This is a genomic window from Mesorhizobium sp. BAC0120 (genome assembly GCF_033542235.1).
In the GTDB taxonomy this organism is placed as follows: domain Bacteria; phylum Pseudomonadota; class Alphaproteobacteria; order Rhizobiales; family Rhizobiaceae; genus JAWRCU01.
In genome coordinates this window covers 1-14,725 of record NZ_JAWRCU010000037.1, presented here as the reverse complement: position 1 = coordinate 14,725, position 14,725 = coordinate 1, and the positions used below count along the sequence as shown (strand labels likewise).

Sequence of the window (14,725 nt, the reverse complement as noted above, 5' to 3'; positions counted from 1 at the left end):
GGTGGCCACCCGGCCATTGGCGTCCCTTGCGAGACCCGTCTTCGTACACAATTTCCAATGCAAGGTGGATCGGCGCGCAGCGCCGAGACGGTTGAGGGGTACTCGTAGAGCGCTGCATTGCTAGAGGGAGCGCCAGTGAGATACGCTCCGGCCATGCCGCATCAGCCCGTTCCACCGAAGAACAGAAGCTTCGCCCGCACCATGCGCCGCGAGATGACGGAGGCGGAAGAGAAGCTCTGGAGCGAGCTGCGCAACCGCAGGCTCGACCGCATCAAGTTTCGCCGGCAGGTGCCGATCGGCAACTACATCGCCGACTTCGTCTGTCTTCATTCAAGATTGATCATCGAGCTCGATGGAAGCCAGCACTCGGAATCCCGATACGACGCCGTACGCGATGCGGAATTGCAGCGCCGCGGCTTTCGCGTGCTGCGCTTCTGGAACGACGAGGTGGTGCGGGAGCTCACCAGCGTCTGCGACACGATCATCGACTATGCGCGGGATGCCAGTCTGCAGCCGTGGCGGTAGCGCTGTCTTCGGCGGCGTTGCGCTCTACGATCACCCCTCATCCGTCTCGGCGCTGCGCGCCGAGCCACCTTCTCCCACAAGGGGCGAAGGGGGAGCGTGGCAGTTTGCGCCTGTGCCAGTCTCCAGCGTCGATGATTTGCGTAGACTAGATGCCCGACAGCCTCCCCACCACCCCGGGCATTTCCACATACCCCCTCGATTTTGCTCCGCGCTCCGTCAAAAAAGTATCATTGTTAGCCACGAAACGTGGTGGCAGCTAACTGCATTGATCACCTACCGTGGCAGCCTGGTTAAGAGCCGAAGCAAATTCGGCCTGCTCGGGAGGAGGGTCGTGCGGCGCCCGCACCGACCCGGAGGAAACGGACATGGAGCCGGATCTCGAAGTTGTTCAGATAAGGCCCGGTGAGTCCTTTGCTGCCTGGTCGCACGGCTATCCCTTTCGCACCGTGCGATGGCATTTCCATCCCGAATACGAGCTGCATCTGGTGGTCGCCACAACCGGCCGCTACTTCGTCGGCGATTTCATCGGCGAGTTCGAGCCGGGCAATCTCGTGCTGACCGGGCCGAACCTGCCGCACAATTGGGTCAGCGATATCCCGAAAGGCACCAGCATTCCGCTGCGCTGCCGCATCATCCAGTTCAGCGAGGATTTCATCAACGGGGCGATGAACGCGCTTCCCGAGCTTGCGGCGCTCGCGCCCGTGCTGGAATCTTCCCGGCGCGGCGTGCTGTTCAGCAGGGAAACCAGCCGGCAGCTGTCGCCGCTCATGGAAGAGGTGATGCATGCGCAGGGCGTGCGCCGCCTCGAGTTGTTCATGCAGATCGCCGGCCTGCTCTGCCGGGCGCAAGGGCGGCGGATGCTGGCCAGCGCCAGCTATTTGCCCGATCCGTCCGGCTACATGTCGGTCGGCATCAACAAGGCGCTCGCCTATATCAGGGAGAACCTGACCCGCCCCTTCAGCGAGGCCGATCTTGCGGGAATCGCCGGGCAGTCGACGAGCGCCTTTTCGCGCGCCTTCCGACAGCATACGGGCATGTCGCTGGTGCAGTATGTGAAGCGGCTGCGCATCAATCTCGCTTGCCAGATCCTGATGAGCGACGAGCAGGCATCGATCACCAGCATCTGCTTCGAGGTCGGCTACAACAATCTCTCCAATTTCAACAGGCAGTTCCTGGCCGAGAAGGGCATGACGCCTTCCCGGTTCCGGCAACTGCTGCTCGACAACATCAACACGGCCAAGGCCGCTTAGCGCATCGGACCGAACCGAAGGACCGCGTTAGCGAAAAGTGCGTAGCGGTTTTCGGACAAATCCGATGGGTAGACAAAAAGATAGAGCGGCGTGGCGGTTCAGTTTGAACCACGCCGCTATGGCAGAGGAGGCAGCGAGGAAGAGCATCAGATCGCGAGGCAACGGACGAGGGCGCGCCCATGCGGCCCGAGACTGGAAGGCGTTTTTGCTTGGAAGTTGGTCGAAGCCCGGGCGCGACAGCGGACGGGCTGCACGTGGAATTGATGTTCATCCCGGCGACCGCTGAGCGGCAATGGACGTTTCACAACGATATCAAAGGGAGAAAACGAATGACGAAATCCTTAGGGAAGTTCACCGGCCTGACGGCGTTGACACTGTCGCTGCTCGTCGGCACAGGCATGGCCTTTGCCCAGAGCGCGAAGGTCTCGGACGCCACCGTGGCGTTCCTGATGCCCGACCAGGCCTCGACGCGCTATGAAGAGCACGACTTCCCCGGCTTCAAGGCCGAGATGGCAAAGCTCTGCCCGACCTGCAAGGTTCTCTACCAGAACGCCGACGCGGACGCCGCGCGCCAGCAGCAGCAGTTCAACTCGGCGATCTCGCAGGGCGCGAAGGTGATCGTGCTCGACCCGGTCGACTCGACAGCTGCCGCTTCGCTCGTGCACCAGGCGCAGGCCCAGGGCATCAAGGTAATCGCCTATGACCGGCCCGTACCTGACGCCAAGGCCGATTTCTACGTCTCCTTCGACAATGAGGCGATCGGCAAAGCGATCGCGGATTCGCTCGTTGAGCACCTGAAGGCTTCGGGCGTGAAGGCGGGCGAGGGCACGGGTGTCCTGCAGATCAACGGTTCGCCGACGGACGCCGCCGCTGGCCTCATCAAGAAGGGCATCCATTCCGGGCTCGACAACAGCGGCTATCCGATCCTGTCCGAATACGACACGCCGGACTGGGCGCCGCCGAAGGCGCAGCAATGGGCGAGCGGCCAGATCACCCGCTTCAACAAGAACATACTGGGCGTGGTCGCGGCCAATGACGGCACGGCCGGCGGCGCGATCGCGGCCTTCAAGGCTGCCGGCTTCGATCCGGTTCCGCCGGTCACCGGCAACGACGCGACGATCGCGGCGCTGCAGCTCATCATCGCCGGCGACCAGTACAACACCATTTCCAAGCCGAGCGAGATCGTGGCGGGCGCTGCGGCAAATGTTGCCGTCCAGTTCCTGGCCGGCGAGACGCCGAAGGCCGAAGCGACACTTTTCGACACGCCTTCCAAGCTTTTCGTCCCGGCGGTAGTCACCCAGGAGAACCTGAAGGCCGAGATCATCGACAAGAAGATCAATACGGCCGAACAGCTCTGCGTGGACCGCTATGCAGAAGGCTGCAAGAAGCTTGGGATCACGAAATAGTCTATAAAGTCCCGTCCGGCCGCGCAGGCGGCCGGACGGATATGGCGTCCGCCGGACGCCTTGAGGAAAGCCAGATGACGGACGCCAATCAGGTGCGGGGTGGCCAGGAGCAAGGCAACGGGCGCGAGCTCGTTCTCAGCCTGCGCGGGATATCGAAACATTTCGGCGCCGTTTCCGCCTTGACCAATGTCGACCTGGACGTCCATGCAGGCGAGGTCGTGGCGCTCGTCGGCGACAACGGGGCTGGCAAGTCCACGCTGGTCAAGATCCTGGCCGGGGTGCACCAGCCGAGCTCCGGGACGATCACTTTCCGCGGCAAGGAGGTGACGCTCGCCGATCCGAGCGCGGCGCTGGGGCTCGGGATCGCTACCGTGTTTCAGGACCTAGCGCTCTGCGAGAATCTCGACGTCGTCTCCAATATCTTTCTCGGCAGGGAACTCAGCCCCCTTCGGCTCGATGAAGTGTCGATGGAGCTCAAGGCCTGGACCCTCCTCAACGAATTGTCGGCGCGAATTCCGAGCGTCCGTGAGCCGGTCGCCTCTTTATCCGGCGGCCAGCGCCAGACGGTCGCGATCGCGCGCTCGCTTCTCCTCGAACCGAAGCTCATCCTGCTCGACGAGCCGACGGCCGCGCTCGGCGTTGCCCAGACCGCCGAGGTTCTCGACCTGATCGAGCGCGTGCGCGACCGTGGCCTCGCCGTCATCATGATCAGTCACAACATGGAGGACGTGCGGGCCGTTGCTGACCGCGTCGTCGTGCTGCGGCTCGGCAGGAACAACGGCGTATTCGATCCGGACGCCTCCAATCAGGAGCTGGTCAGCGCCATAACCGGGGCTACCGACAATTCGGTTTCGCGTCGCACGCTGCGGCGCCAGGCCGGCCAGGCGCAGCCCCAGGCGCCGGAGGCAAGGCAATGAGCAGAAGCGCCGGGAGCGACACGCTGCTCGACCGCCGCGACGAGCGCGTCAAGCATGCCAAGGGGATCGGCGGCTCGGTCCGCGCCTTCCTGGACCGCGTGCGTTCCGGCGATCTCGGCTCGCTTCCCGTCGTGGTCGGCCTTGTGATCATCTGGACCGTCTTCCAGAGCCTCAACCCGGTCTTCCTGGCGCCCAACAATCTCGTCAACCTGCTCTTCGACTGCTCGACCGTCGGCGTGATTTCGCTGGGCATCGTCTGCATTCTGATGGTCGGCGAGATCGACCTCTCCGTCGGCTCGGTCAGCGGCTTCGCTTCGGCGCTGGTCGGCGTACTCTGGGTAAACCAGGGCTGGCCCGTGGCGGCTGCGATTATTGCCGCGCTGGTGGTCGGCGCCCTGATCGGTTCGATCTACGCATTCCTCTTCAACCGCTTCGGCATGCCGAGCTTCGTGTCGACGCTGGCCGGACTGCTCTCCGTGCTCGGCCTGCAGCTTTATCTCCTCGGCTCGACCGGCTCGATCAACCTTCCTTACGGGTCGCCGCTCGTCAATTTCGGCCAGATGCTCGTCATGCCGGATTTCGTCGCCTATGGGCTGGCCGCGCTCGCCGGGATCGTGACCTTCGTCACCGGCTACCGCACGGCCGCGCGCAGGCGCGAGGCGGGCCTCTCCTCGCAATCGCTCGGCGAGCTGCTGCTCCGGGCCATCATCGTCATCGTCGTCCTGGAGTTCATCGTCTATTACCTGAACACGGACCGCGGCGTGCCCTGGATGTTCGGCCTCTTCGTCGGGCTCTGCGTGGCGATGAACTATGCGCTGACGCGCACCAAATGGGGCCGCTCCATGCGCGCCGTCGGCGGCAACCGCGAGGCCGCGCGCCGCGCCGGCATCAATGTCCGCCGCACATATCTCAGCGCCTTCATGCTCTGTTCGACGCTGGCTGCGGCAGGCGGCATCCTTGCGGCGGCGCGGCTCGCCTCCGCCAGCCAGCAGGCCGGCACCGGCGACGTCAACCTCAACGCGATCGCCGCAGCGGTGATCGGCGGAACCAGCCTTTTCGGCGGCCGCGGCAGCGCCTATTCCGCCTTGCTCGGCATCATCGTCATCCAGTCGATCGCCAGCGGGCTGACGCTGCTCGATCTCTCATCCTCGCTTCGGTACATGATCACCGGCGCCGTGCTTGCCATCGCGGTCATCGTCGACTCGTTGGCACGCCGCTCGCGCGTTTCCCATGGCCGGGCCTAACTATCGCATCGGACCGAAAAGTGGGCAGCGGTTTTCGGACAAATCCGATGCGTGAACAAAGAATAAAACAAGAGGAAGTCATGGGCGAAAAGCTGACCGGCAAGGTGGCCGCAATCACTGGTGCGGCCTCGGGCATTGGGCTCGAATGCGCGAGAATCCTGCTCTCCGAGGGCGCGCGCGTCGTGCTTGTCGATCGCGATGAGCAGGCGCTGCAGGCCGTCTGCGCGGAACTCGGCTCCCAGGCGATCCCCTTGAAGATCGACCTCACCGACCCCGCCAGCGTCGCCCACATGATGCCGCAGATTCTGGAGCAGGCCGGCCAGCTCGACATATTCCATGCCAATGCCGGATCCTATATCGGCGGAGAGGTCGTCGAGGGCGATCCCGACGCCTGGGATCGCATGCTGAACCTCAACATCAATGCGGCGTTTCGTTCTGTGCGCGCCGTGCTGCCGCACATGGTTGAGCGCAAGACCGGCGATATCATCATGACCAGCTCCATTTCCGGCCTCGTTCCGGTCGTCTGGGAGCCGATCTACACGGCCTCCAAACACGCGATCCAGGCCTTCGTGCATACGGTCAGGCGGCAGGTCGCCAAGCACGGGCTGCGGGTAGGGGCCGTGGCGCCCGGTCCCGTGGTCACGGCGCTGATCAAGGACTGGCCCAAGGAGAAGCTCGACGCGGAGCTGGCGGCAGGCGGCCTGATGCAGCCCGTCGAGGTCGCCGAAGCCGTGCTGTTCATGCTGACGAGACCGCGCAACGTCACGATCCGCGACATTGTCATCCTGCCGCAAAGCAACGATTTGTAGGGCATTCTGCAATTCGTTTGACGCTGGCGCCGCCCCTCACCCTTACCCTCTCCCCGTAAAAGACGGGGAGAGAGGGTCGCCAACGTCTCAGAATCCCCTCTCCCCGCTTGCGGGGAGAGGGTAAGGGTGAGGGGCGGCGCCAGCGCTAAACGAATTAGCCGACCGAACGTCAAGCACCACGGGACCTCCACCACCATGACGCACCACTTCCTCGGCATCGATGTCGGCACCGCCAGCGCCCGCGCCGGCCTGTTCGACGAGCGTGGCAAGCTGCTTGCCTCGGCGAAAGCAGACATTGAGCTCTGGCATGAAGCCGGCGGCGTCGTGGAGCAGTCGAGCAGCGACATATGGCGTGCCGTATGCGCAACGGCGCGCAAAGCCGTGCTCGACGCCGGTGTTCCCGCAGAGTCCGTTGCCGGCATCGGCTTCGATGCGACCTGTTCGCTCGTGGTCTTGGGCGAGGGCGGCAAGCCGCTGCCGGTCGGGCCGTCAGGCGATCCCGAGCGCAACATCATCGTCTGGATGGATCACCGCGCCACGGAGCAGGCGCGCCGGATCAACCACACGGGGCAGGAGGTCCTCAACTATGTCGGCGGCGCCATCTCGCCGGAGATGGAAACGCCCAAGCTGCTCTGGCTTGCCGAGAAGGTGCCGGCCACCTTCGCCAATGCGTGGCAATTCATGGATCTCGCCGATTTCCTGACCTGGAAGGCCACCGACAGCCTGGCGCGGTCGGTCTGCACGGTGACCTGCAAATGGACCTACCTGGCGCATGAGAAGCGCTGGGACGAGACCTATTTCCGGAAGGTCGGGCTGGGCACGCTTGCCGACGAGGCTTTCCGCCGCATCGGCACCGAGATCCTGCCCGGCGGCACGCCGCTGAAGGGCGGCCTGACCGCCGCTGCGGCTGAGGAGCTCGGACTGGCGCCAGGCACGCCCGTCGCCGCAGGCCTGATCGATGCTCACGCCGGCGGCATCGGCACGGTCGGCGCGCGCGGCGGCACGGGCAGCGTGCTGACCCGCATGGCCTATGTCTTCGGCACCTCGGCCTGCACCATGTCCACGACCGCAGAGCCGGCCTTCGTGCAGGGCGTGTGGGGTCCGTATTTCTCGGCCATGATTCCCGGCCTCTGGCTCAATGAAGGAGGCCAATCGGCAGCCGGCGCGGCGATCGATCATCTCGTCCGCTTGCATCCCGCCGCTGTTGACGCGTCGAAGCTGGCAAGGGAGAGCGGCACGAGCCTCAGCCACTGGCTCTCGCTGGAGGCGGAGCGACGCGGCGGCGCATCGGCGGCAACCGATCTCGTCGGCGAGCTGCACGTCGTTCCCGAATTCCTCGGCAATCGTGCCCCCTTTGCCGATCCGGACGCCCGCGGCTTGATCGCCGGGCTCGGCATGGACACCGGCCTCGACAGCCTCGTCGCGCTCTATCTCGCCGGCATATGCGGGCTGGGCTACGGCGCCCGGCAGATCGTGCGCTCGCTGCAGGAAAAGAACGTGCCGACCGACACGATCGTGGTGAGCGGCGGTGCCGGCCAGAGCCCACTCGTGCGCCAGCTTCTCGCCGACACCACGGGAAAGACCGTCGCCGCCACGACGTCGGAGGAGCCTGTGCTTCTCGGCAGTGCCATGCTCGGAGCCGTGGCGTCGGGCCACTATCATGACCTCGGCGAGGCCATGTTGGCCATGTCGGAAATCGGTGAAACCTATCAGCCGAACCCTTCGTCTGCCGCCTGGCATGAGCGGCGCTTCAAGGCATTCGAGCTGCTTCAGCAGGCGGCGAGGGCGATCAGGTCGGGTAGTTTTTAGAGCCACTGGCAATTTCTCCGGCAACGTCGCGCCCGGCAGACCCCTCATCCGTCTCGGCGCTGCGCGCCGAGCCACCTTCTCCCACAGGGGGCGAAGGGGGAGCCCGGCATTCAGCTCGCTGCAAATCTCAAGCGCCGGAGATTGGCGGAGGCGCAAAACGCAGGCCTCCCCTTCTCCCCTTGTGGGAGAAGGTGGATCGGCGCTTTAGCGCCGAGACGGATGAGGGGTCTGCAGGGCGCGACGTTAGTGGAATGGGCGCCAGTGAGATACGCGCCGGCCATGTCGCACCAGCCTATCCCAACAACAAACAGAAGCTGCGCGTGATGCCCTTCTGGAATGACGAAGTGCTGCAGAAGCTCACCTGCGACTGCGACACGATCATCGGCTCCTGACGCTCTTCCGAAGACTGCTGCGACAGCAATTCCCTCCCTTCAACAAACCTTACCAGCTGACCGGCAGCCGGTTCCTCAAGCCGGAAGCTCAGCTCAAATTCGCGGGCTCCCGCCGTGCTGCCAAGGCGACCCTTGTCAATATACTTTGACATAGTTCGACGCAGCAGCGCCGAAATAAAGCCTCGTCCATCTGCGGAACAATTCACGGGCTCGTGAGTAAGTGCTTGTGTGACCAACGAGGACCTATCTCATGAAAAGTAGCCTACTTCTGGCTGCGGCGGCCGCTGCCGTAGCTCTCACAATTGGTTTGCCCGCACTTGCGGCCGACAGTGCACAGGACTTCGTCGACAAGGCCGCTTCTGGAGGCATCTTCGAAGTCGATTCCAGCAAGATCGCTCAAGACAAGGCTCGGGATCAGAGCGTGAAGGATTTCGCGCAGAAGATGATCGACGATCACGGCAAGGCCAATGCCAAGCTGAAGACGATCGCCGGCGAAGAGAAGCTGAAGGTGCCGACGGAGCTGGATGCCAAGCACAAGAGCGATCTGGACGCTCTGCGGAGTGCCAAGGATCCGGTCGACAACGAATATGTCCAGATGCAGCGCGACGCGCATACGGACGCGGTCAAGCTGTTCGAGAGCTACGCCAAGGATGGTGACAACGCGCAGTTGAAGGCGTTCGCCCAGGAGACCGTGCCGACGCTCAAGATGCACAAGGACATGATCGAGAAGATTGCCTCCACCATGGACGGCAACTCTTCCACCACAAGCTCGACCACTCCGGCCGTGAGCACCAGCGATACAAAAAATCCGGCAGCTCCCGTCCCCGGAGCGAACAGCTTTACGGAAGACCAGGCCAAGAGCCGGATCCAGGATGCCGGCTTCTCCGACGTGTCCAAGCTGACCAAGGACGACAAGGGAATATGGCGCGGCCAGGCGACTAAGGACGGGAAGAGCACAACCGTGTCGCTCGACTATCAAGGCAACGTCGTTGCCGGCACCGACTGAAAACAGAGATCAGGGATAGAAAAATGAAAACTGTAACGGGACTATTCGACAACTACGAAGACGCCTCCGGGGCGGTCGCCGAACTCGAGGCAAACGGCGTTCCGGATTCCGATATCAGCATTGTCGCCAACAACTCGACCGGCTGGTATGACGGAGATGGCTCGGCCCGGGATACTTCAGACGCCGGCGAGGATGCAGCGAGTGGTGCCGGCGTGGGTGCCGTGCTCGGCGGCGCCGGCGGATTGTTGGCAGGGCTCGGCATCATAGCCATCCCAGGGGTCGGTCCGGTGGTGGCGGCCGGATGGCTGGCAGCCACTGCTGTCGGCGCGATAGGCGGTGCGGCTGTCGGCGGGGCTGCGGGTGGAATTATCGGCGCCCTCACGGAATCCGGCGTCCCGGAAAGGGATGCACACGCCTATGCAGAGGGCGTGCGGCGCGGCGGGACGTTGGTTTCAGCCAGGGTCGCCGATGAGCTTGCCGACATTGCCGAGCGGATACTCCGAGAATCGAGGTCCGTGGACCTGGCAGAACGCCGTCGTGAATACGAAGCAGGCGGGTGGACCGGATTTGATGCCGATGCCGAAACCTACACGGCGGATGAAATGGCCGGAGACCGGGCACGACGTGCCAACAGGATCTGAACTGACAGCCCCGCTGCCTTTCGGCAGCGGGGCTGCCAAGGTTGCGGGAAGGCTCGGGGGTTGGACGGGAACTCCTCCCTCACGGCCAAACTCACCAAGGCAGAACTCGCAAGCCGGGTCTGCGCCCTGAAGCCCGGTTCGGCTGGATGCCTCGCTAGCGTTCGTCTGGATGCCTCGCTAGCTTCGGCCGGCGGGCTCCTTTCGTTTCTGCTGGCAAAGCCTACACGCGCGTGACTTCCTCCAGCCCAAGCCTGGTTCGGTGCCCTTCGGCACAAGCTTTGGCAGATGATCGTTTGTCGAAGGTTCGGACTGTCTCGCGACCGTCCTCAACGACACGGACGAACCAATCACCCGCGTTGTCGAGCAGTTCGATGAAGGTTTGTTTTGCAGTCAGGGGCTTGGAAACGACAGTCATCACGAACTTCGCTCAATCGGTTGCGGCGAAAGCGCGATGGGCTCTTCCAAGCGCCCCCGTGCCTGGTCAAATGGCGGGCGACAAGGGTCTGTTTAGCTCTTCTGCGGATGGTCCGTTATTCAAAATGATATGGCAGCGAAAAAATGGCGCGCTGCTTTGTCGAGGACCGGAAGCGCAGCAGCCCGGCTAATGCCGAGTGGGTTCCTGCCGCTTGTCTTCCTGCCGGTTCCATTCCCATAGCTGCTGCAGAACCGCTTCGTCGGACAGGGTAGCCCCCCAACCATCGATGACACGCAGCAGCTCGATCGGCGCATCGAGGGCCTGCGCGGCTATCATGATCTCCCGCTCGATTCCGCCGTCTACACCAGGCGTGCCATGGCGATAGGCACTGAGACCCATTGCATTGTTCCGCTTCCACAGGCGACGCAACACGCCTTCGTCCTGCAGGGTAACGCGATAGCTGCCTATGGGGCCGAGAAGGTCCGGTTTGGCGCCCAGCCTCTGCAGGGCATTGACCAGCTCGACCGCAATCTGCGCCCTGACGTCACTCATCGATGCAACTCCTTCGCCTCTCTACCGAGCGTCCTGCTGTCGTGACCGACATAACTATGCCGCCAATCGGTTTGTTCCGGCCGCAAGCTGCGGAGTCGCAATGACCGGATCGTGTTGAATGTCGCGTTCGGGAAGCTGCGCGAAAATGCCTTCCAAGGGGGAGATCTTGCAGGCGGCAAGGGCAATCAGGTCCGGCGGCTTTAGCGAATGGATATTTCCGCCGAGGCGGTTACCTTGATGGTCATGAACGAACCGGGTGACAAGTCATGGGCCTCGAACCACCTCTCCCCCGGTCGACGGGGGAGACGAAGCGCCGGCCGCAAACGCCAGGCGCCCTTCCTCTCCCCTCTTGAGGGGGAGAGGTGCCGAGCGAAGCGAGGCGGAGCGGGGGGCTGCCGCGCCTCTTGTGGGGAGGATGCAGTGTGGAGGTGCCTCGCGATTACTCTGCAAGGTTTAGCTGAAGCAGACTCCACTTCCGGTTTGAATTGGCGCGCGTCGGACCCTCACCCTGAATCCCTCCCCACAAGGGGAAGGGGGACAGCAGCGTCGCTGGTAATCCCCGTCCGCCGGTCCAATGGCTTTCCTGCATGGAAGCCTGCGCTGAAGGCAGAGAGATCTAAGCCAGCCCCTTACAGGTTGGCGAACACCGTCTTCACCGCATCCGTGGTCTTGTCCACCACGATGTCCGCTTCCTCCTTCGTGAGGCAGAGCGGCGGGGCGAAGCCCAGGATGTCGCCTTGCGGCATGGCGCGGCCGATGACGCCGCGCTCGGCCAGCGCCGTGGCAATCTGCGGGCCGACCTTCCTGGCCGGATCGAAGAAGACGCAATCAGCCTTGTCGGCAACGAATTCGACCGCCGCGAGCATGCCGTCGCCGCGCACGTCACCGACATTCGGGTGATCTGCCAGCGCCTTCGCCAGTTCGGTGCGGAAGTAGAGACCGGTTTCCCGGGCGTTGGTGACGAGATCGAGCTTGTCGATCAGCTCGAGGTTGGCGACGCCGGCGGCCGCACAGATCGGGTGGGCCGAATAGGTCCAGCCATGGCCGAGCGAGCCGAGCTTGTCCGACCCTTGCACGAGTACCTGCCAGACCTTGTCCGAAACGATCACGCCGGAGAGCGGCGCATAGGCGGAGGTGAGGCCCTTTGCGATGGTGATGAGGTCGGGCTTGATGCCGTAGTGATCGGAGCCGAACATCGTGCCGAGGCGCCCGAAGCCGGTCACCACCTCGTCGGCGACGAGCAGCACGTCATATTTCCTGAGCACGGCCTGGATCTTCTCCCAATAGCCGGCCGGCGGCGGCACGATGCCGCCGGTGCCGAGGATCGGCTCGCCGATGAAGGCAGCGACCGTCTCTGGCCCTTCGGCAAGGATCATCTCTTCCAGCTTGTCGGCACAGAACTGCGAGAACTGCTCCTCCGTGAGCGACCGGTCGGCGCGGCGGAAGTAGTAGGGCGCCTCGGTGTGGAGGATCGGCGCGCGCGGCAGGTCAAACGCGTTGTGGAAAAGCTCGAGCCCGGTCAGCGAGCCGGTCATGATGCCGGAGCCGTGATAACCGCGCCAGCGCGAGATGATCTTCTTCTTCTCGGGGCGGCCGAGCACGTTGTTGTAGTACCAGATCAGCTTGATGTTGGTCTCGTTGGCATCGGAACCGGAGAGGCCGAAATAGACGCGGCTCATGCCTTTCGGCGCGCGGTCGATGATCATCTTGGCAAGCCGGATCGAGGCATCCGTGCCGTGGCCGACATAAGCGTGATAGTAGGCAAGCTCCTTGGCCTGCGCGGCGATCGCGTCGGCGATTTCCTGGCGGCCGTAGCCGACATTCACACAGTAAAGCCCGGCGAAAGCGTCGAGGCTGCGCTTGCCGTTGGTATCGGTGATGTAGACGCCTTCGCCGGTGCTGATGGTGCGGTTGGGGGATTCACCGCGCGCATGCGTGCCCATATGGGTCGACGGGTGGAAGAAGTGATCGCGGTCCCAGGCGTTGAGCTCATTGGATCTATCGAGCATGGCTGTACTCCTTATTCTCAGGCTGCGTCGAGGCAGACATATTTGAGGTCGGTAAAGGCTTCGAGGCCGTGTCTGGAACCCTCGCGGCCGAGCCCCGACTGTTTGACGCCGCCGAAGGGGATCGGTGCGCCGGTGATCTTGACGCGGTTGACCGCGACCATGCCGTAGTCGAGCGCGCGTGCGACGCGCCGCTGGCGGGCGCCGCTCTCGGTGACGAGATAGGCAACGAGCCCGTACTCGGTATCGTTGGCCCGCGCAATCACCTCGTCCTCGCTGTCGAACGGTGCGACGGCGGCAACCGGGCCGAAGGTCTCCTCGCGCATGATCAGGGCATCGTCGGGGACATCGGCAAGCAAAGTAGGCTCGAAGAACAGCCGGCCGGCCGCGTGGCGCTTGCCGCCGGCGAGCAGCCGCCCGCCGCGGGCAAGCGCATCGGCAACTTGCGCCTCGACCTTTGCCACGGCGCGATCATGCATCAGGGGGCCGATCTCGGCGCCGTCGGCAAGCCCGGGCGCGACCTTCAGCGAAGCGACGCGCTGCGCGTAGGCTTCACAGAAGCGATCGTAGAGCGGCCGCTCGACATAGATGCGGTTGGCGGCGAGGCAATCCTGGCCGGAAGTCGCGAACTTCGCGTCGACAGCGATGGAGACGGCGCGCTCGATATCCGCGTCGGCAAAGACGATCATCGGCGCATGACCGCCGAGTTCCATGACGAGCCGTTTCATGGTCGGCGCGCATTTTGCCGCGATGAGGCGGCCGATCTCGGTCGACCCGGTGAAGCTCAGCGCCCGCACCCGGGCGTCTTCGCAGAGCGTGCCGACGATCGTCGCGGCATCGCCGGTCACGACATTGAAGACGCCCGCCGGCAGTCCGGCGAGATCCGCTAGCTCTGCGAGCGCCAGTGCCGAGAGCGGGGTCTCGGTGGATGGGTGCGCGACCACGGTGCAGCCTGCAGCGAGCGCTGCCGCCGCCTTGCGGGTCAGCATGGCGGACGGGAAATTCCATGGCGTCGCCAGGCCAACCACACCCAGCGGCTCGCGCACGACGCTCATTTCCGCGCCGGGCAGGTGGCTGGTGACGCTCTCGACATTGAGGCGCTTGGCCTCCTCGGCATACCACTCGATGAAAGACGCGGCGTAGTCGATCTCGCCGCGCGCTTCGGCCAGCGGCTTGCCTTGTTCCAGCGTCATCAGCAGCGCAAGGTCCTCCTTGGCCGCGACGATCAACTCATACCAGGCGCGCAGCCTCTTCGAGCGCTCCTGCGGCAGGAGCGACCGCCATTTGGGGAAGGCTTTGGCCGCAGCATCGATCGCGCGTGTGGCTTCCGTTGCGCCGAGCGAGGCAACCCAGGCCAGGCTCTCGCCGCTCGCCGGGTCGGTCACCTCGAAGCTCTGCCCGGCATCGCTCGCAGTCCATGCGCCGCCGACATAGGCAAGCGTGCGTAAGAGCCTGCGATCGGCAAGCCGGTCGAGCGCCTCATGGCGGGTAACGGGGGCGAAATGCGCGGACATTCTGCTTCGAGCCTCCTCCGGGTTGGGTTGTTCAAACCTACCGCAGAGGGGCGGAGAGACGGGCTTTTCGAGGTGGGGGCGGGAGAGAGATTGTCTGGATGGCGGCTTGGAGACGGATAATTTGGCTACGAGCCTGCAGCCTTGGCGATAGCGCTCTTGCCAGCAGCGTAGTGCCTTACGAGTACCCCTCAACCGTCTCGGCGCTGCGCGCCGATCCACCTTGCATTGGAAATTGTGTA

General features: G+C 64.0%; 14 protein-coding genes. 10 read left to right on the top strand and 4 right to left on the bottom strand.

Annotated elements, in window-relative coordinates; translation table 11 throughout:
• Positions 1-135 precede the first annotated feature (135 nt).
• The 10 genes from SAZ10_RS33220 (at position 136) to SAZ10_RS33175 (ending at position 9,999) form a co-directional block, all read left to right on the top strand.
• Positions 136-525, top strand: a complete 390-nt coding sequence (locus SAZ10_RS33220; RefSeq protein ID WP_318613841.1) for an endonuclease domain-containing protein — start codon at positions 136-138, stop codon at positions 523-525.
• A gap of 365 nt (positions 526-890) precedes the next feature.
• A complete protein-coding gene (locus SAZ10_RS33215) occupies positions 891-1,775 on the top strand; it encodes an AraC family transcriptional regulator (protein WP_318613840.1) in 885 nt (294 codons plus the stop codon).
• Positions 1,776-2,104: 329 nt separating this feature from the next.
• Entirely contained in the window at positions 2,105-3,181 is a 1,077-nt protein-coding gene (locus tag SAZ10_RS33210; RefSeq protein ID WP_318613839.1) for a sugar ABC transporter substrate-binding protein, read from the top strand.
• Between the two features lie 74 nt (positions 3,182-3,255).
• Positions 3,256-4,098: an ATP-binding cassette domain-containing protein gene (locus SAZ10_RS33205; protein WP_318613838.1), complete on the top strand. Its 843-nt coding sequence runs from the start codon at positions 3,256-3,258 to the stop codon at positions 4,096-4,098.
• Positions 4,095-5,342 (top strand): ABC transporter permease subunit, encoded by a 1,248-nt coding sequence (locus SAZ10_RS33200; RefSeq protein WP_318613837.1) that lies wholly within the window; start codon positions 4,095-4,097, stop codon positions 5,340-5,342. The genes SAZ10_RS33205 and SAZ10_RS33200 overlap by 4 nt, the downstream gene beginning before the upstream one ends.
• A gap of 80 nt (positions 5,343-5,422) precedes the next feature.
• Positions 5,423-6,151, top strand: a complete 729-nt coding sequence (locus tag SAZ10_RS33195) for an SDR family oxidoreductase (protein ID WP_318613836.1) — start codon at positions 5,423-5,425, stop codon at positions 6,149-6,151.
• A gap of 195 nt (positions 6,152-6,346) precedes the next feature.
• A complete protein-coding gene (locus SAZ10_RS33190; protein WP_318613835.1) occupies positions 6,347-7,960 on the top strand; it encodes an FGGY-family carbohydrate kinase in 1,614 nt (537 codons plus the stop codon).
• Between the two features lie 251 nt (positions 7,961-8,211).
• Positions 8,212-8,352: a hypothetical protein gene (locus SAZ10_RS33185; protein WP_318613834.1), complete on the top strand. Its 141-nt coding sequence runs from the start codon at positions 8,212-8,214 to the stop codon at positions 8,350-8,352.
• A gap of 250 nt (positions 8,353-8,602) precedes the next feature.
• Positions 8,603-9,358, top strand: a complete 756-nt coding sequence (locus tag SAZ10_RS33180) for a DUF4142 domain-containing protein (protein ID WP_318613833.1) — start codon at positions 8,603-8,605, stop codon at positions 9,356-9,358.
• A 23-nt stretch (positions 9,359-9,381) separates the two neighbouring features.
• On the top strand, positions 9,382-9,999 hold the full coding sequence (locus SAZ10_RS33175) for a general stress protein (RefSeq protein WP_318613832.1): 618 nt from the start codon (positions 9,382-9,384) through the stop codon (positions 9,997-9,999).
• A 220-nt stretch (positions 10,000-10,219) separates the two neighbouring features.
• On the opposite strand, the gene SAZ10_RS33170 is transcribed toward SAZ10_RS33175, so the two are convergent.
• From SAZ10_RS33170 to SAZ10_RS33155, 4 genes are all read right to left on the bottom strand, one after another.
• Positions 10,220-10,414: a hypothetical protein gene (locus tag SAZ10_RS33170; RefSeq protein WP_318613831.1), complete on the bottom strand. Its 195-nt coding sequence runs from the start codon at positions 10,412-10,414 to the stop codon at positions 10,220-10,222.
• 186 nt (positions 10,415-10,600) lie between these two features.
• Positions 10,601-10,966, bottom strand: a complete 366-nt coding sequence (locus SAZ10_RS33165; RefSeq protein WP_318613830.1) for a hypothetical protein — start codon at positions 10,964-10,966, stop codon at positions 10,601-10,603.
• A gap of 629 nt (positions 10,967-11,595) precedes the next feature.
• Entirely contained in the window at positions 11,596-12,975 is a 1,380-nt protein-coding gene (locus tag SAZ10_RS33160; protein WP_318613829.1) for an aspartate aminotransferase family protein, read from the bottom strand.
• Between the two features lie 17 nt (positions 12,976-12,992).
• Positions 12,993-14,486 carry an NAD-dependent succinate-semialdehyde dehydrogenase gene (locus SAZ10_RS33155; protein WP_318613828.1) on the bottom strand — a complete coding sequence of 498 codons (1,494 nt, stop codon included), beginning with the start codon at positions 14,484-14,486 and terminating at the stop codon, positions 12,993-12,995.
• Between the last annotated feature and the right edge of the window lie 239 nt (positions 14,487-14,725).